Origin of the sequence: Paraburkholderia silvatlantica (assembly GCF_003096715.1) — a bacterium.
GTDB lineage: Bacteria > Pseudomonadota > Gammaproteobacteria > Burkholderiales > Burkholderiaceae > Paraburkholderia > Paraburkholderia silvatlantica.
In genome coordinates this window covers 197,608-214,760 of record NZ_QEOL01000008.1, presented here as the reverse complement: position 1 = coordinate 214,760, position 17,153 = coordinate 197,608, and the positions used below count along the sequence as shown (strand labels likewise).

At 66.2% G+C, this 17,153-nt stretch carries 12 protein-coding genes; 9 read left to right on the top strand and 3 right to left on the bottom strand.

From position 1 onward, the window contains the following. Nucleotides 1-171 precede the first annotated feature (171 nt). From C7411_RS13665 to C7411_RS13650, 4 genes are all read left to right on the top strand, one after another. The gene (locus C7411_RS13665; RefSeq protein ID WP_110384810.1) at nucleotides 172-789 is read left to right on the top strand and encodes a TetR/AcrR family transcriptional regulator; all 618 of its coding nucleotides are present in this window, start codon (nucleotides 172-174) and stop codon (nucleotides 787-789) included. Between the two features lie 132 nt (nucleotides 790-921). Further along, complete coding sequence (locus C7411_RS13660; RefSeq protein ID WP_110384809.1) at nucleotides 922-1,605, top strand: type 1 glutamine amidotransferase domain-containing protein; 684 nt, start codon at nucleotides 922-924, stop codon at nucleotides 1,603-1,605. A 181-nt stretch (nucleotides 1,606-1,786) separates the two neighbouring features. Then, on the top strand, nucleotides 1,787-2,884 hold the full coding sequence (locus tag C7411_RS13655) for an NADH:flavin oxidoreductase/NADH oxidase (RefSeq protein ID WP_110384808.1): 1,098 nt from the start codon (nucleotides 1,787-1,789) through the stop codon (nucleotides 2,882-2,884). Nucleotides 2,885-2,936: 52 nt separating this feature from the next. Beyond that, a complete protein-coding gene (locus C7411_RS13650; protein ID WP_110384807.1) occupies nucleotides 2,937-3,236 on the top strand; it encodes a putative quinol monooxygenase in 300 nt (99 codons plus the stop codon). Nucleotides 3,237-3,323: 87 nt separating this feature from the next. On the opposite strand, the gene adhP is transcribed toward C7411_RS13650, so the two are convergent. Next, nucleotides 3,324-4,352, bottom strand: coding sequence for an alcohol dehydrogenase AdhP (gene adhP / locus C7411_RS13645; RefSeq protein WP_110384806.1), 1,029 nt, complete (start codon nucleotides 4,350-4,352; stop codon nucleotides 3,324-3,326). 227 nt (nucleotides 4,353-4,579) lie between these two features. Between adhP and C7411_RS13640 the strand changes: the two genes are divergently transcribed. The 4 genes from C7411_RS13640 (at nucleotide 4,580) to C7411_RS13625 (ending at nucleotide 14,491) form a co-directional block, all read left to right on the top strand. Further along, nucleotides 4,580-6,934: a tetratricopeptide repeat protein gene (locus C7411_RS13640; RefSeq protein ID WP_110384805.1), complete on the top strand. Its 2,355-nt coding sequence runs from the start codon at nucleotides 4,580-4,582 to the stop codon at nucleotides 6,932-6,934. Between the two features lie 214 nt (nucleotides 6,935-7,148). Then, nucleotides 7,149-13,058: an excinuclease ABC subunit UvrA gene (uvrA, locus tag C7411_RS13635; RefSeq protein ID WP_221206409.1), complete on the top strand. Its 5,910-nt coding sequence runs from the start codon at nucleotides 7,149-7,151 to the stop codon at nucleotides 13,056-13,058. 305 nt (nucleotides 13,059-13,363) lie between these two features. After that, a complete protein-coding gene (locus tag C7411_RS13630; RefSeq protein ID WP_042263577.1) occupies nucleotides 13,364-13,594 on the top strand; it encodes an H-NS histone family protein in 231 nt (76 codons plus the stop codon). Nucleotides 13,595-13,912: 318 nt separating this feature from the next. Further along, nucleotides 13,913-14,491 carry an NnrU family protein gene (locus tag C7411_RS13625; protein WP_110384804.1) on the top strand — a complete coding sequence of 193 codons (579 nt, stop codon included), beginning with the start codon at nucleotides 13,913-13,915 and terminating at the stop codon, nucleotides 14,489-14,491. Between the two features lie 169 nt (nucleotides 14,492-14,660). Here C7411_RS13625 and pcaG read toward each other — a convergent pair whose 3' ends face one another. Both pcaG and pcaH read right to left on the bottom strand, forming a co-directional pair. Continuing rightward, the gene (pcaG, locus tag C7411_RS13620; RefSeq protein ID WP_110384803.1) at nucleotides 14,661-15,248 is read right to left on the bottom strand and encodes a protocatechuate 3,4-dioxygenase subunit alpha; all 588 of its coding nucleotides are present in this window, start codon (nucleotides 15,246-15,248) and stop codon (nucleotides 14,661-14,663) included. Between the two features lie 3 nt (nucleotides 15,249-15,251). After that, nucleotides 15,252-15,956 carry a protocatechuate 3,4-dioxygenase subunit beta gene (pcaH, locus tag C7411_RS13615; protein ID WP_110384802.1) on the bottom strand — a complete coding sequence of 235 codons (705 nt, stop codon included), beginning with the start codon at nucleotides 15,954-15,956 and terminating at the stop codon, nucleotides 15,252-15,254. A gap of 141 nt (nucleotides 15,957-16,097) precedes the next feature. On the opposite strand from pcaH, the gene pcaQ reads away from it, so the two are divergent. Further along, nucleotides 16,098-17,114: a pca operon transcription factor PcaQ gene (gene pcaQ, locus C7411_RS13610; protein WP_110384801.1), complete on the top strand. Its 1,017-nt coding sequence runs from the start codon at nucleotides 16,098-16,100 to the stop codon at nucleotides 17,112-17,114. Nucleotides 17,115-17,153: the final 39 nt, after the last annotated feature.

Genomic DNA, 17,153 nt, shown 5'->3' with positions numbered 1-17,153 from the left:
AACGCCGCCAGGCCTTCGGGCCGGCGGCGTTTTCTTTTTTGCGGCCCTATGCATTTCACGGCCACGCGCTCATAGAGCGGCGGTCGATGTGACCGGTTGCGCTGCAATGCCATTACTCGTCATGGGAGATTACTAGACGACTGGTCTAATCGCTCGGTAACATCCCACCTCATGAATGCAGCGGCAGCCGTTGAAGTGCGGCAACACATCCTCGATACCGCCATGCCCATTCTGCTGGGCAAGGGCTTTTCCGCGGTCGGTCTCAATGAGATCCTCGCGGCCGCGGGTGTGCCCAAAGGGTCGTTCTATCACTATTTCGGCTCGAAGGAAGCGTTCGGCGAAGCCTTGCTCACGTCGTATTTCGCCGACTATGCGGAGCGTCTCGACGACATGCTGCTGCGTGCGCCGGGCACCGCTGCCGAGAAGCTGATGCGCTACTGGGACGACTGGCGCCTGATCCAGTGCGCCGACGATCCCGTAGGCAAGTGTCTCGCAGTGAAGCTGGGCGCGGAGGTGAGCGACCTTTCCGAGCCCATGCGCGAGGCGCTGCGTCTCGGTACCGACGCGACGATCTCGCGCATTGCCGCGTGTCTCGAGGCAGGGCGCGCGGATGGCTCGCTCGCGGGCGTGAACGACGCCGCGACCATGGCGGTGACGCTCTACGAACTGTGGCTCGGGGCGACGCTGCTCGAAAAGATCCACCGCGACCGCAAGCCGCTCGACGCGGCCATGGCGACCACGCGAATTCTGCTGAACCTGCCTGCGGGCAATCAATCGAACGCGAAGTAGCGGCGGCGCGTGAACTGCGCGCGATTGCTGCGCATTGTGCGGAAGAACTAGACGACCGGTCTAATAGTGCATGAAGAGACCGGTTTCCGAAGGGCGTGCGAGCGCCCGAACCCAACCCAAAAAGGAACGCCGATGAAGGTACTGATTGTTTTGACCTCGCACGAGGACCTCGGCAACACGGGCAAGAAGACGGGCTTCTGGCTCGAGGAATTCGCCGCGCCGTACTACGCGCTGCGCGACGCTGGCGCCGATCTCACGCTCGCTTCGCCCAAGGGCGGCCAGCCGCCGCTCGATCCGAAGAGCAGCGATCCCGCCGCGCAGACCGATGCGACGCGGCGTTTCGCATCCGACACGGCGGCGCAAACGGCGCTTGCCAATACGCAACGTCTTGCCGATATCGACGCGAGCGCGTTCGACGCCGTGTTCTACCCAGGCGGCCACGGCCCGCTCTGGGACCTGGCCGAAGATCCGGTTTCGATCGCCCTGATCGAAAAGACGATCGCCGCGGGCAAGCCGGTGGCTGCCGTCTGCCACGCGCCGGGTGTGCTGCGTCACGTGAAGGGGGCGGACGGCAAGCCGCTCGTGGCCGGCAAATCGGTCACCGGTTTTTCGAACGACGAAGAAGCGGCCGTGCAGTTGACGGACGTCGTGCCGTTCCTCGTCGAAGACATGCTGAAGGCGGCCGGCGGCCAGTACTCCAAGGCCGCCGACTGGCAAGCGCACGTCGCAACCGACGGCCTGCTCATCACGGGCCAGAACCCGGCTTCGTCGGAGCCGGTTGCCGAAGCCTTGCTCGCGGCGCTGCGCCGCGCTTGATGCTGCGCGAACGCGCCCGTTTTCCGCGAGTGCGTTCGCTTCCCTCTATTTCCCTTCGGCCGCGCTGCGAGCCGTTCTCGCCGCGCGTGTACGGCTGCGCGTTGCCGCAAGGAAATCCCGTTTTTGCCAACCGGCGCAGATGCCGCGCGCCGCGCGACCTGTGCCAAGAAAGGAGCTGTAGATGTCCGCATTGTTCGAGCCGTTCAAGCTCAAGGGCGTGTCCCTGCGCAACCGCATCGCCGTGCCGCCGATGTGCCAGTACATGGCCGTCGATGGCGTGATCAACGACTGGCACCACGTCCACTACGCGCAGATCGCGCGCGGCGGCGCGGGCCTCGTGATCGTCGAGGCGACGGCGGTTTCGCCCGAAGGCCGCATCACGCCGGGTTGCACGGGCCTGTGGAACGACGTGCAGAGGGAGGCGTTCAAGCCGACCGTCGCCGCGATCAAGGCGGCGGGCGCCGTGCCCGGCATCCAGATTGCGCACGCGGGCCGCAAGGCGAGCGCGAACCGCCCGTGGGAAGGCGACGACCACATCGCCGAAGGCGATGCGCGCGGCTGGCAGACCATCGCGCCCTCGGCAACGGCGTTCGGCGCGCATCTGCCGAAGGTGCCGAAGGCGATGACGCTCGACGACATCGCGCGCGTGCGCGAGGACTTCGTGGCCGCGGCGAAACGCGCGCTCGAAGCCGGCTTCGAATGGCTCGAACTGCACTTTGCTCACGGCTATCTCGGCCAGAGCTTCTTCTCGACGCATTCGAACCAGCGCGACGACGCCTACGGCGGCAGCCTCGAAAACCGCAGCCGTTTCCTGCTGGAAACGCTGGCTGCGGTGCGCAAGGTCTGGCCGGAGCATCTGCCGCTGACGGCGCGCTTTGGCGTGATCGAGTACGATGGCCGCGACGAGCAAACGCTCGCCGAATCGATTGAACTGGCCAAGGGCTTCAAGCGCGAAGGCCTCGATATGCTGAGCGTGAGCGTCGGGTTCTCCACGCCCGCCGCGCAGATTCCGTGGGCGCCCGCGTTCCTCGCGCCGATCGCACAAAAGGTGCGGCGCGCAACCGGGTTGCCGGTGTCGTCGGCGTGGGGGATCGGCACGCCGGAACTGGCCGAGGGCACGGTGGCGAAGGAGCAGCTCGACCTCGTGATGGTCGGGCGCGCGCATCTCGCGAATCCGCACTGGCCGTATTTCGCGGCCCAGCAGCTGGGCGTCGAACGCGCCGCCTGGACCTTGCCCGCGCCTTACGCGCACTGGCTCGAGCGCTACAAGGCCGGCTGAAAATTGCCGAAGTTTGCCGATCCGCAAAACCGTTGACGATGAGGGAATTCCGATGACTGTCTATCTAATCGCGAGCATTACACCCAAGCCCGAGCATGTCGCCGAAGTGGAAGCGTTGACGCGCGACATGGTCGCGCAGACGCGCAAGGAGCCGGGCAATCTGCGCTACGACCTGCTGCGCCGCGCCGATGGCGCGCCGGGTTTTTACCTCTACGAGGCCTATGTCGATGAAGCCGCGGTGCAGGCGCATCGCGACAGCGCCCACTATGCTGCGTACCGCGCGAAGATCGGTGCGTGGGTGGCACAGCCGCCCGAGGTGCAGACATTGACGGGCGTGGACGTAGCGGATTGACGCCGCGTTCGTTTGCGTGACTGGCGAGCGCCGGACATCGCTTTGCTGCGGTGTCCGGCGCGTTTTCATCGAGCGCTTGCGCGCCGCCTAGCCCGCCATATCGAGCACGACGCGGCCTTCGATCGCGCCTCGCTCCATGCGCGCGAACACGTCGTTGATGTTCTCCAGCTTGTCGGTGGAGACGGTTGCCCTGACCTTGCCTTCCTGCGCGAACATCAGCGACTCTTCGAGGTCGAGCCGCGTGCCGACGATCGAGCCGCGCACCGTCACCCCGCCTAGCACCATGTCGAAGATCGGCAGCGGGAAGTCGCCGGGCGGCAGCCCGTTCAACGACACCGTGCCGCCCCGGCGCACCATGCCGAGCGCCTGCGAAAACGCAATGGGCGAGACCGCGGTAACGAGCACGCCGTGCGCGCCGCCAATTTCCTTCTTCAGATACGCAGCGGGATCGGTGTTTTTCGCGTTGACCGTCACGGTCGCGCCGAGGCGTTTCGCCAGTTCGAGTTTCGTATCGTCGACATCGACGGCAGCGACGTTGAGCCCCATCGCGCGCGCGTATTGCACGGCCATGTGGCCGAGGCCGCCCACGCCGGAAATCACGACCCAGTTGCCGGGGCGCGTGTCGGTGACTTTCAGGCCCTTGTAGACCGTCACACCGGCGCACAGCACGGGCGCAATGTCGATGAAATCGATATTTTTCGGCAGCAGGCCCACGTAATTCGCGTCGGCCTTTGCATATTGAGCGAAGCCGCCATTGACCGAATAGCCGGTGTTCTGCTGCTGCTCGCAAAGCGTTTCCCAACCGCCGAGGCAATGTTCGCAATGGCCGCATGCCGAGTAGAGCCACGGAATGCCTACGCGATCGCCTTCCTTCACGTGCGTGACGCCCGCGCCCACACCCACGACGTAACCCACGCCCTCGTGACCGGGAATGAACGGCGGCTGCGGCTTCACGGGCCAGTCACCGTGCGCGGCGTGCAGGTCCGTGTGGCACACGCCGCACGCTTCGATTTTCACGAGTAGTTCGCCGGGTCCCGGGGTGGGGACGGCCACTTCCTCCAGTATGAGGGGTTTGCCAAATGCGCGGACTACCGCGGCTTGCATCGTCTTGCTCATCGTCGGGCTCCTGTCGAGGCTGAATGGCGGTGTGCGGCCGGATGCGTTGCGCATCGCGGTGTCGCCGCACGTCCGCCTGCCTTTCGAGTTTGAAGGAAAGGATTTTCGCGTGCGATGAACTTGCTCAATAGTTGGTAACAAAGCGGGTGAGAAGTTTTCGAAAGAAACTGCCGTTAATATTGAATAAGGTTTGGTAACGACTCCGTTGCACGAATTCAGTGAGCCCGATGCAGAACGACTCCCTTTACGAGCGCGCCAGCGAGAGCCATTTCGCCGGTGACCTGCCGCGCGCGCGTCAGTTGTACATGCAAATGCTCGAAGCCGATGCAACCCACGCGGGTGCGATGTTTCGGCTCGGCGTGATCGGTTTGCAGGAAGGCGTGCCGGGCGATGCGATCGGCTGGCTGCAGCGCGCGCTCGCCGTCGAGCCCGGTCAGCGGCGCTGCCGCGAGGGGTTGGGGCAGGCCTACGCCATGGCCGCACGCCATGCCGAAGCGGCGGAGGTCTATCGCGGACTGCTGGCCGAGGACGCGTCCTCCGCCGATCTCTGGTGCGGGTTCGGCTCGGCGCTGCAGGCGCAGGGTGCGCTGGCGGAAGCGGTGCAGGCGTGGCGGGCGGCACTGGAGCGCGAAGCGAACCGGGCCGACGCCTGCAACAACCTCGGCAATTGCCTGCGTTTGCTCGGCGATTCCGGCGAGGCTCAGGCCGCGTACCGCCGCGCGCTCGCGTTGCAACCGGGCGATGCCAGCGCATTGACGAACCTTGGCACGCTGCTGCAGGAGGCGGGGCGGGACGAGGAGGCGCTCGAAAGCCTGCGCGCCGCATTGGCGGCCGCGCCGGACACGGCAGTCGCGATGATCAACCTCGGCGTGCTGCTGACGCGCCTCGAGCATCTCGACGAGGCATTGCCTTTGCTCGAACGCGCGGCGGCAATCGTTCCACCTATCGCGCATGCGGCCTACAACTATGGCGTTGCGCTGCAGGCGCGCGGCCGTCTGCGCGACGCCGAAGCGCAATATCGCCGCGCGCTCGCGCTCGACCCAGCGCATGCGCAAGCGGCCAACAACCTGGGGAATGTCTGCCGCGATCTGGGCGATTACCCGGCTGCACGCGAAGCGTACGAGGCGGCCATCTGCGTCCGGCCCGATTTCGTCGATGCGTTCAACAACGCCGCCAACCTGATGCGCACGCTCGGCAACCTGGACGAGGCGCAAGCGCTGTTGCGCCAGGCCCTCGACCTCGATCCATCGCGCTCGGCCACGCTCAACAATCTCGGCAACGTGTTCAAGGACTGCGGGGACCTGGACGAAGGCATCAAATGCTTTCGCCGGGCCGTGGCGAGCGAGCCCGGCAACCTCATCGCGCACAGCAATTTACTGTACGCGCTGTCGTTCCAGGCCGAAGATCCGCAGGTGATTCTCGACGAGGCGAGACGCTGGTCCGCGCAGCACGAAGCGCCGCTCGGCGCGCAACGTATGCAGGTGCCCGTCGATACCGCGGCCGGACGGCACTTGCGCATCGGCTACGTATCGGGCGATTTTCGTGAGCATTGCCAGGCATTGTTCATGACGCCGCTCCTGGCGCATCACGACCGCACGCGCTTCGAGATTCACGCATATGCGAGCGTGGTCAGACCCGATGCGACGACCGCACGTCTCGCCGCGTACGTCGACAAGTGGCACGACGTGCGCACGTTGAGCGATGCGGCGCTGGCGGAGCAGATCCGCGCGGACGGCATCGATATCCTCGTCGATCTCACGATGCACATGTCCGATGGCCGGCCTCTCCTGTTCGCACGCAAGCCGGCGCCGGTGCAGGTCGCCTGGCTCGCCTATCCCGGCACGACCGGAATCGGCGCGGTGGACTGGCGCCTTACCGATCCATGGCTCGATCCGCCGGTGCACGACCGCTACTACAGCGAAAAGTCGTGGCGTTTGCCGCACACGTTCTGGTGTTATGACCCGCTTGCTTTGGAACCCGAAGTGAATGCGCTGCCGGCATCGAGCACGGGGTACGTCACGTTCGGCAGCCTGAACAACCCGTGCAAGCTCACCGATACGACGCTGAACCTGTGGGCCCGCGTATTCGCCCGCTTGCCTGCCGCGCGCCTCGTGCTCATGGCCGCCGAGGGCGAAGCGAGACGCGGCCTGGCGCAGCGGCTCGCGCAGGCCGGCATCGCCCCGGCGCGCGTGCGCTTCCTGCCGTTCCGGCCGCGCGCCGATTATTTGCGCAGCTATCACGAGATCGACCTTGGGCTCGATACCTTGCCCTATAACGGCCATACCACGTCGCTCGACGCGTTGTGGATGGGCGTGCCCGTCGTCACGCGGATCGGGCCGACGGTGGCGGGGCGCGCGGGCTTGAGCCAGCTGGCGAACCTCGGCCTCGCCGAACTGGCCGCCGATTCCGACGACGCGTTCGTAGAGACGGCGGTGAGTCTCGCGAACGACCTGCCGCGCCTCGCGAATCTGCGCGCAACGCTGCGCGGGCGCATGGCGGGCTCGCCGCTCATGGACGGCGAGCGTTTTGCGCGCGGCGTCGAGGCGGCGTACGAGGGTATGTGGCGTTGCGCGGCGCAATAGGGCGATCCGGCGCGCAAATACGGGGCAACCGGCGGCCGGGACTTGACCGAATGGCCATCCAGCGTGCTGTATAAATATACAGTAGAATCCTAGCCTGACAGCCAGGGCCGCGCGCCGACTTTCCCGCGCGCGCCGCGCTGCAAGTTGCCGGGCCGCGCCGCGTATTTGCCCCATTTCGCGCGCCGCCCGGCCCCACGCGTGTGATCCAGCCGGAATGCCAGCGCAAGTGAGCGAAAACCGATCCATCCGAATCCGTGGTGCCCGCCAGCACAACCTCAAGAACCTCGACCTCGACCTGCACACCGGCGAAATGACGGTCGTCACCGGGCCGTCGGGCTCGGGCAAGTCGAGCCTCGTCTTCGACACGCTTTACGCCGAAGGCCAGCGCCGCTACGTCGAAACGTTCAGCGCCTACGCGCGCCAGTTCCTCGACCGCATGGACCGGCCGCAGGTCGATCGCGTGGACGGCGTGCCGCCCGCCATCGCCATCGACCAGACCAACCCCGTGCGCAGTTCGCGCTCCACGGTCGGCACGATGACGGAGCTGAACGACCACCTGAAGCTGCTCTACGCGCGCGCCGCGAATCTGTTCGACCGCGTCACGGCGCAGCCCGTGCGGCACGACACGCCTGAGACGATTTACGCCGAACTGATGGCGCGCACGGCTGCGGGCGATCCGCGTCTCGTGGTGACGTTTCCGGTCGAGTTGCCCGATACGGCCACCGAGGAAGAAGTCGCGCAGTGGCTCTCCGCGAGCGGCTATACGCGCGTGCAGGCGCAGCGCGAGGTGAAGACCGCCGAAGGCACGCGCAAGCTGCTCGACGTGGTCGCCGACCGTTTCCGCATGCAGAACGTGGAGAAGAGCCGCGCGATCGAGGCGATCGAGGCCTCGCTCAAGCGCGGCAGCGGGCGCGTGAACATTTACGTGCTCGGGAGCGGCGACGCCGAAGCCGCGGCCGAGCCGCAGATCTGGCGCTTCTCGACGGGGCTGCATTGCCCGGACAGCGATCTGCGCTACGCCGATCCGCAGCCCGCGCTGTTCTCGTTCAACTCGGCCTACGGCGCCTGCGAAGCGTGCCGCGGTTTTGGCCGCGTGATCGGCGTGGATTGGGGGCTCGTGATTCCCGACGAGCGCAAGACGCTGCGCGGCGGCGCGATCAAGCCGCTGCAAACGCCGGCGTGGAAGGAATGCCAGGACGACCTGATGCGCTATGCCGCGAAAGCCGGCATTGCGCGCGATACGGCATGGTCGGAACTGACGCAGGCGCAGCGCGACTGGGTCATCAACGGCGCACCGGACTGGAAGGGCAGCTGGCAAACGCAGTGGTACGGCGTAAAGCGCTTCTTCCAGTATCTTGAGTCGAAGGCCTACAAGATGCACATTCGCGTGCTGCTGTCGAAGTACCGCAGCTACACGCCGTGCGAAACCTGCGGCGGCGCACGCCTGAAGACCGAGGCCTTGCAATGGCGCCTCGGCACGCAGCAGAACGCGGACGACGTGCTCGCGCCGTCGGGGCGCTTCCTGCCGCACGGCGTGGACTGGACGCGCGCGCAACTCGAAGCGTTGCCGGGCCTCACCGTGCACGACGTGATGCTGCTGCCGATCGAGCGCATTCGCCGCTTCTTCGACAATCTTTCGCTATCCTCGGCATTGCTCGACGACGCGCTGAAGCTGCTGCTCGAGGAAGTGCGCACGCGCCTGAAGTATCTCTGCGACGTCGGCCTCGGCTATCTCACGCTCGACCGTCAGAGCCGCACGCTGTCGGGCGGCGAAGTGCAGCGCATCAACCTGACCACCGCGCTCGGCACGTCGCTCACGAAAACGCTGTTCGTGCTCGACGAGCCAAGCATCGGCCTGCATCCGCGCGACCTCAACCGCATCGTCGAAGCGATGCAGCGCTTGCGCGACGCGGGCAATACGCTCGTCGTGGTCGAGCACGACCCTTCCGTGATGCTCGCGGCCGACCGCCTCATCGACATGGGCCCCGGTCCCGGCGAGCGCGGCGGCACCATCGTCTACGATGGCACGCCGAACGATATCCGCTCCTCGGGCACCCTGACGGGCGAGTACCTGGGCGGCCACCGCGCCGTGGCCGACGCTTCGCACTGGGAGCGGCGCCCGGTCGACGCGTCCACGCCGAATCTTCTGCTCGAAGGCGCGAGCGAGCACAACCTGCGCGACGTGACCGTGCAGATTCCGCTGCAGCGGCTCGTTTGCGTGACGGGCGTCTCGGGCTCGGGCAAATCCACGCTCGTGCAGGACGTGCTCTATCCCGCGCTCGCGCGGCATCTGGGCAAAGCGACGGAAGCGCCGGGTACGTTCCGCAAGCTGAGCGGCGCGGAGCAGATCAGCGACGCCGTGTTCGTCGACCAGTCGCCGATCGGCAAGACCGCGCGCTCGAATCCGGCCAGCTACGTCGGCGCGTTCGACGAGATCCGCAAGCTGTTCGCCAAGGCAACGCTCGCGAAGCAGCGCGGCTATACGGCGGGCATGTTCAGCTTCAACTCGGGCGAAGGCCGCTGTCCCACATGCGGCGGCTCGGGCTTCGAGCACATCGAAATGCAGTTCCTGAGCGATGTGTACCTGCGTTGCCCCGATTGCGACGGCAGCCGCTATCGCCAGGAGGTGCTCGAAGTGAAGATCGAGCGTGCCGGCCGTACGCTTTCGGTCGCGGACGTGCTCGACCTCACGGTGAGCGAAGCGGTGCAATGCTTCGTTGAGGATGCCGAAGTATTGCGCGTGCTGCAGCCTATCGTGGACGTGGGGCTCGAATACGTGAAGCTCGGCCAGCCGGTGCCGACGCTGTCGGGCGGCGAAGCGCAGCGCCTGAAGCTCGCGGGCTATCTCGCGGAAACCGCGCAGTCGCGCGGCAAGGAGGCGGGCGGCCGCCTCTTCATGTTCGACGAACCGACCACGGGTCTGCATTTCGACGACATCGCCAAGCTGATGCGCGCCTTCGGCAAGCTGCTCGCGGGCGGTCACTCACTGCTCGTGATCGAGCACAACCTCGACGTGATCCGCGCCGCCGACTGGCTGATCGATCTCGGCCCCGAAGGCGGCGACGCGGGCGGCGAAGTGGTGTGCGTCGGCACGCCCGAGGACGTGATCGCGTGCCCGCGCTCGCATACGGGCGCGGCGCTCGAGCGCTACGAAGCCGCGCTTGGCAGCGGCGTCGAACTGCTCGCCGAAGAAGAGGGCGTGGCGCTGCAAACCGCGTTGCGTGCCGCGCAGGCGCGCCGCGACGTACAGGGCGAGGATGTGGTGCGCATCGTGAACGCGCGCGAGCACAACCTCAAGGCGCTCGACGTCGATATCCCGCACGGCCGCTTCAACGTCATCACGGGCGTGTCGGGCTCGGGCAAGTCCACGCTTGCGTTCGACATCCTCTTTCACGAAGGCCAGCGGCGCTACCTCGAATCGCTCAACGCGTATGCGCGTTCGATCGTGCAGCCCGCGGGCCGTCCCGAAGTCGATGCCGTGTACGGCATTCCGCCGACCGTCGCGATCGAGCAGCGCCTTTCGCGCGGCGGCCGCAAGAGTACGGTCGCCACGACCTCCGAGGTGTGGCACTTCCTGCGTCTGCTTTACGTGAAGCTCGGCGTGCAGCACTGCGTGCACGACGGCACGCCCGTTACATCGCAGAGCGTCGATGCGATTGTCGCGCAACTGCTGCGCGAACATCGCGGCCAGCATGTCGGTTTGCTTGCGCCGCTCGTCGTCAATCGCAAGGGCGTCTACACCGATCTCGCGAAGTGGGCGAAGGCGCGCGGCAATACGCATTTGCGCGTGGATGGCGAATTCGTGCCCGTCGCGCCGTGGCCCAAGCTCGACCGCTTCCGCGAGCATACGATCGAGTTGCCCGTGGGCGACCTCGTGATCGAGCCCGAAAACGAGGCGCAATTGCGCACGATGCTCGGCGCGACGCTCGAAGCGGGCAAGGGCATCGTGCACTTGCTCGCGCCGCTCGACGGCCTCGATCACGTGCTTGGCAATGGCGGTTCGACCGCGGGCATCGGCGAGGTGAAGGTGCTGTCGACGCGGCGCGCCTGCCCGGTGTGCGGCACGAGCTATCCGGAACTCGATCCGCGCATGTTCTCGTACAACAGCAAGCACGGCTGGTGCACGACCTGCGTGGGCACGGGCCTCGCGCTCACGCGCGAGCAGCGCGCCGCCTACGACGACACGATCGTCGCCGAAGACGGCCGTGGCCGCGAGCAAACCTTGCCTTCGGAAGAGCAGGAGCCCGACGGCGTGGTCGACGAGCCGTGCCGCGATTGCGGCGGTACGCGCCTGAATCCGGTGGCGCGCGCCGTGACGTTCGACGCGCATGCCATCGTCGACGTCGCGCAGTGGACCGTGGCGGACACGCGCCGCTGGATCGATACGCTGAAGCTCAACGGCCGCGACGCCCAGATCGCACGCGACGTGGTGAGCGAGATCCGCAGCCGGCTCCAGTTCCTGGAAGAGGTGGGGCTCGGCTATCTGAGCCTCGACCGCGCCGCGCCGAGCCTCTCGGGTGGCGAGGCACAGCGCATTCGTCTCGCCGCGCAACTGGGCAGCAACCTGCAGGGCGTGTGCTACGTGCTCGACGAACCGACCATCGGCCTGCATCCGCGCGACAACCAGATCCTGCTGGACGCGCTGCGCAGCCTCGGCGAGAAGGGCAACACGCTCGTCGTGGTCGAGCACGACGAAGACACGATCCGGCGCGCCGATCACATCATCGACATCGGTCCGAGCGCGGGCAAGCGCGGCGGACGCGTGGTCGCGCAGGGCAGCGTGGCCGATCTCGCGGCGCAGGCCGATTCGCTCACGGGCCGCTATCTCGCGCAGCCGATCCAGCACCCGCTGCAGCCGCGCCGCGAAGTGCGTCCTGCGCGCGCCGGGCGTGAAGCGGTGCCGGGTCAATGGCTCACCGTGCACGGCGGCAAGCTGCATAACCTGCGCAACGTGACCGCGCAGATTCCGCTCGGACGCCTCGTGGCGATTACGGGCGTGAGCGGCTCGGGCAAGTCCACGCTCGCGCGCGACGTGCTGCTTTCCAATCTGCTCGACGCCGTGGGGCGTTCGGTGCTGTCCTCGCCTGCCGAGCGCCGCGCGCGCAAGGCCGTGAAGGAGAAGGCGCCGGGCGCGGCCGAACGCCGTTCGAGCGTGCTCGCGCGCACGAGCGCGAAGCCGAAGCTCGAGGTGTCGCATACGTGGCAGGGCTGCGATTCGATTAGCGGATGGGAAAGCATCGACCGCGTGCTCGAAGTCGACCAGACGCCGATCGGCAAAACCCCGCGCTCGTGTCCCGCGACCTATATCGGCGTGTGGGATGCGATCCGCCGCCTTTTCGCCGATACGCTCGAGGCGCGTGCCCGCGGCTATAGCGCGTCGCGTTTCTCCTTCAATACCGGCGACGGACGCTGTCCCGCGTGCGAAGGCCAGGGCGTGCGCACCATCGGAATGAGTTTCCTGCCCGACGTGAAGGTGCCGTGCGACGTGTGCCACGGCCAGCGCTTCAACCCCGAGACGCTGGCTGTCACGTGGCGCGGCCGGAACATCGGCGAAGTGCTGACGATGGAAATCGACGAGGCGGTGGCGTTCTTCGGTTCGATCACGAGTATTTCGCACCCGCTGCAGCTCATGAAGGACGTGGGTCTCGGCTACCTCACGCTCGGCCAGCCTTCGCCCACGCTCTCGGGCGGCGAGGCGCAGCGCATCAAGCTCGTGACCGAGCTCTCTAAAGTGCGCGACGACATCACGCGCCGCGGCCAGAAGGCGCCGCACACGCTCTACGTGCTCGACGAGCCTACGGTGGGCCTGCACATGGCCGACGTGGCGCGCCTCATCAGCGTGCTGCACCGGCTTGCGGATGCGGGGCATAGCGTCGTCGTGATCGAGCACGATCTCGACGTGATCGCCGAGGCCGACTGGATCATCGATCTCGGGCCCGAAGGCGGCGTGGGCGGCGGTACGATCGTCGCCGCAGCCGATCCCGAAGCGCTCGCGAAGGTGCGGGCGAGCCATACCGGTGCGGCGCTCGCGCCCGTGCTGGCGCGCGGCCTGGGCGGCGTGAACGTTGCCGAAAGCAAACCTGCACCCGAGCGGCGCGCAACCGGCGCGGCGGCTTCGCGCTAAAGCGGCGGAGCGGGCCGCAAAGGCCCGCTCCGCCTTGAAACCGCTTGATCTGTGCTGCGCGCGCAAGGTATCATGGGTTCCGCTTGCAGCAAACGTTCGCTCACCTGTAGCGGCGTCACCTGAGAGCGGAGCAGCGGACTGCAGATCCCCTCCGAACCGGTCGCGGGCTCCACACCCAGACCCCCTCATCAGTGCAGCAAGGCTTCGCAGTTCGTTCGCGAGGCCTTTGTCTTTTCAGGGAAGACGATTCTCTGCCGATCGTTGTATCGGTGCCTTGCCCTTGACGAAGCGAGAGGAATTAATCGATGTTCGACCTCGATGGAGAGGCGCGCGAACGGCTCATCGTGTGGATTCGGCGCCGCATGGAAGAGTACGGCATTACGTTCGAAGAGCTTGAAGCGTCTATTGCCGAAAGCGAAAAACTACCCAAGTACCGCGACGCATACGGGAATACGTGGAATGGCGAGGGCGATATGCCGTCCTGGCTGTTGCGCTATAAGCACGCGGGACAGGATATCGAGCATTTTCGCTGCTAGCCATGACGGTGCGTGAATGCGCGCCGGTGCTGCCGTACGATTGCCAGACCGTTCGCGGCGCAAGCCGCCAAGCCCGCGCATTGGTGCGGCGCCCAGTATTATTCAGCATGGTTTTAAAATGCCCTTCGGCGCGAGCCGGGTTTAATTGCGCCTCCTGAAATGCCGTGCCGGTTTAGGTGTGCATTGATTTATGCATTGTCCTTGTTGGCATTTGCGCGTGCGTAATTAGTCAGCTTTTTTGAAAACATCGGTTGGCCACGCGGTCAAGCTGCGCGACAATCTCGCCCATTGCGTTCTTGCTGCGGCAGGGAGGTTGTCATGGCGATACTTGTGCTGGGCCTCGTGATTTTCATTGGTGTCCATTCGATCCGCATCGTGGCAGGGCCGTGGCGCGCCGCGCAGATCGAGCGCGTGGGTCCGCGTGCCTGGCGAGGCGCGTTCGCCTTGCTCTCCATTCTGGGCTTCGTCCTGATCGTCTATGGCTACGGACTTTCACGCCGCTATCCCGTGCCGATCTGGCTGCCGCCGTTCTGGATGGCGCATGTCACGGCGCTTCTCACCGCCATTGCCTTCATCATGATCGTCGCGGCCTATGTGCCGGGCAATCGCTTCAAGCGTGCGCTCGGCCAGCCGTTCGTGAGCGGCGTCGCGCTTTGGGCGTTCGCGCATCTGCTCGCGAACGGTACGCTGAACGACATCGTACTCTTCGGGGTTTTCCTCGTCTGGGCGTTGTTCGAACTGCGGGGCGAGAACCGGCGCGATCGCGAAGCCGGGGTGGTCTATCCGGCAGGACAGGTTTCGCGCGATGCGATCGTCGTCGTGGTCGGGCTCGTGGTCTGGGCCGTGTTCGCCTTCTGGCTGCATGGCGTGCTGATCGGCGTGCGGCCGCTCGGCTGAGCGTGCAGCAGGCCGCAGGCGCGCTGCAAAAAAAGAAGCCTGCGCATGGCAGGCTTCACAAGGTACAGCTCGGAGTTCCGCGATCAGATCGCAGCGGCACGATCATAGGGCCAATTCATGAAAGCCACGTGAAAGTCCGTGCGATCCGGCTCGCGTGTCCGTCAATGCGTTAAAGATCGAAGAACACCGTTTCCTGTTCGCCCTGCATGCGGATGTCGAACGTGTAGACGATGCTGCCGGCCTGCTCGCTGCGGCGCGCGATGAGCGTGTCGCGGCGCGCGGCGGGCACGGCTGAGAGCACCGGGTCCGCGGCATTGGCGGCGGCTTCGTCTTCGAAGTAGATGCGCGTGAAGGTGTGCGTGAGCATCCCGCGCATCATCACGATCACGTTCAGATGGGGTGCTTCGCCGGCATTCTCGACGCCCGGCTTCACGGTGTGCACGATGAAGCGGTGCTGCGCATCCGTGCCCGTGCCCACGCGTGCAAAACCGCGGAAGCCGTCCTTGGCGATTGCCTCACGCGAAGCCGGATAACGGCCGTTTGCGTCGACCTGCGAAAACTCGAGCATCGCGTCGAACACGGCGTTGCCGTCGCCGTCGATCACGCGGCCGATCAGCGTGATGTGCTCGCCCGGCGTTTCGGGCCCGGCCACGTTGGCCGTGAAGAGGCTCTTGAGGTCGAAATCATATTGCTGCGGACACAGGCCGTAGGCGAAGTACGGGCCCACCGTTTGCGAAGGCGTTTCCTTGAGTGTCATGGTTCAACGCTCCGTAGGGGTTTGGTTCGGGCCGCGCAGCACGATGTCGAATTCGTAGCCGAGTGCGTAGCCTTCTTCGGTGGTGTCGAGCGAGAAGCGCGAAATCAGGCGCTCGCGTGCGTCTTCGGGCGTGCCCTGGTAGATCGGGTCGAACGCGAGCAGCGGGTCGCCGGGGAAATACATCTGCGTGACGAGACGCGAGCCGAAGTAATCGCCGAACAACGAGAAGTGGATGTGATTCGGACGCCACGCGTTCGGGTGATTGCCCCAGGGATACGCGCCCGGCTTGATCGTGAGGAAACGATAGCGGCCGTCGTTATCGGTGATCGCGCGGCCGGCGCCGAGGAAGTTGGGATCGAGCGGCGCGTCGTGCTGGTCCTGCTTGTGCACATAGCGGCCGGCGGCGTTGGCCTGCCAGATTTCGACGAGCGTGTTGCTCACCGGCTTGCCTCCATCGTCGAGCACGCGGCCCGTCACGATGATGCGCTCGCCGAGCGGCGCGCCATTCCTGGCCGCATTGCGCGTGAGGTCGTGATCGAGCGCGCCGAGGTCGTCGGTGCCGTACACAGGCGCGTGCTGGTTGCGCAGCTTTTCCTTCAGGGGGATGAGCGGGAGCGTGGGACCGCGTTTGACCGACGAACGGTACGGCGGATAAACGTACGCGGGGTGCGAGTCGAAGTCGCGCGGCGACAGGATGGACTCGTCCATGGGGTGTCTCCTGGGGTGGATTATTGGAGGAAGGGCTCGTTGGCTGCAGCGATTTGCCGCTGCGAGCCGATGGAGTCACTTTATCCAAAGCGAAAAGTTATGCAAAATGATGTTTTTTCGCATCTCGTATAACGAATCGTTATGCAAAACCGGCTCGCGGACGGACGCGTCAAATTCCGCCATCTACAGTGTTTCCTTGCCGTGGCGCAGATGGGCAGCGTGCAGCAGGCCGCCGAAAGTCTGTCGGTCACACAGCCCGCCGTGTCGAAGACGATCGCCGAGCTGGAGCGGGTGCTGGGCGTGAAGCTGTTCGAACGCGGGCGGCACGGTGCGGTGCCTACGCGCGAGGGGCAGCTTTTCATGCCGCACGCAAGCGCCTGCGTGAGCGCGTTGCGCCAGGGCGTGGCGTTGCTCGCGCGCGATGAAGGCGCGGTGGCCACAACGCTCGATATCGGCGTGCTGCCTACGGTGGCGACGGCGTTGCTGCCCAGCGCGTTGCGCCACTTCGGCGAGGAGTGGCCGCGCGTGAGCGTGCGTCTGGTGACGGGGTCCAACACCGAGCTGCTCGAGCGGCTGAAGACTGGGGCGATCAGCTTTGCGGTGGGCCGTCTCGCCGACCCGGAGCGCATGGTGGGCCTGAGCTTCGAGCAGTTGTACAACGAGCCGCTTGCCGTGGTGGTGCGTGCGGGGCATCCGCTCGCGCAGGGGGCGGGGCTGCCGGCCCAACTCGTATCGTTTCCGCTGGTGCTGCCGCCGTTCGGTACGTTGATCCGCCAGGCGGCGGACAGTCTGCTCGCCGCGTGGGGCGCGCCGCCGCTGTCGGCGTTCGTCGAACTGCTTTCGGTTTCGGTGGGGCGCGCGCTCGCGCTCCAGAATGACGCGGTGTGGTTCGTGCCCGACGGTGCCGTCGAGTACGACCTTCGGCGCGGGACGCTGGTGCGGCTGCCGCTGCCTTCCGCGGGGGGCGAAGAGCCGGTGGGGGTGATTCAGCGTACCGATACCCAGCCCACGCCTGCCGGTCGGGCGCTGATCGAAGCCGTGCGGCGCGCGGCGCGCGAGCGCGAAGTGCGGCTGGATGGCTCGGCTGCGCCCCGGACGCGGCGTGCGCGTGCCGTCGACCCTTCCGCCGGCAAGCGCTCGCCCGGCGCCAAGGATTGAAGCTTCACGGCTCCCGAGGACCCAAAGCCGCGCGCCGGA

Coding starts and splice junctions, on each gene's coding strand:
- C7411_RS13665 (WP_110384810.1), top strand. CDS start 172: ATGAATGCAGCGGCAGCCGTTGAAGTGCGGCAACACATCCTCGATACC.
- C7411_RS13660 (WP_110384809.1), top strand. CDS start 922: ATGAAGGTACTGATTGTTTTGACCTCGCACGAGGACCTCGGCAACACG.
- C7411_RS13655 (WP_110384808.1), top strand. CDS start 1,787: ATGTCCGCATTGTTCGAGCCGTTCAAGCTCAAGGGCGTGTCCCTGCGC.
- C7411_RS13650 (WP_110384807.1), top strand. CDS start 2,937: ATGACTGTCTATCTAATCGCGAGCATTACACCCAAGCCCGAGCATGTC.
- adhP (WP_110384806.1), bottom strand. CDS start 4,352: ATGAGCAAGACGATGCAAGCCGCGGTAGTCCGCGCATTTGGCAAACCC.
- C7411_RS13640 (WP_110384805.1), top strand. CDS start 4,580: ATGCAGAACGACTCCCTTTACGAGCGCGCCAGCGAGAGCCATTTCGCC.
- uvrA (WP_221206409.1), top strand. CDS start 7,149: ATGCCAGCGCAAGTGAGCGAAAACCGATCCATCCGAATCCGTGGTGCC.
- C7411_RS13630 (WP_042263577.1), top strand. CDS start 13,364: ATGTTCGACCTCGATGGAGAGGCGCGCGAACGGCTCATCGTGTGGATT.
- C7411_RS13625 (WP_110384804.1), top strand. CDS start 13,913: ATGGCGATACTTGTGCTGGGCCTCGTGATTTTCATTGGTGTCCATTCG.
- pcaG (WP_110384803.1), bottom strand. CDS start 15,248: ATGACACTCAAGGAAACGCCTTCGCAAACGGTGGGCCCGTACTTCGCC.
- pcaH (WP_110384802.1), bottom strand. CDS start 15,956: ATGGACGAGTCCATCCTGTCGCCGCGCGACTTCGACTCGCACCCCGCG.
- pcaQ (WP_110384801.1), top strand. CDS start 16,098: ATGCAAAACCGGCTCGCGGACGGACGCGTCAAATTCCGCCATCTACAG.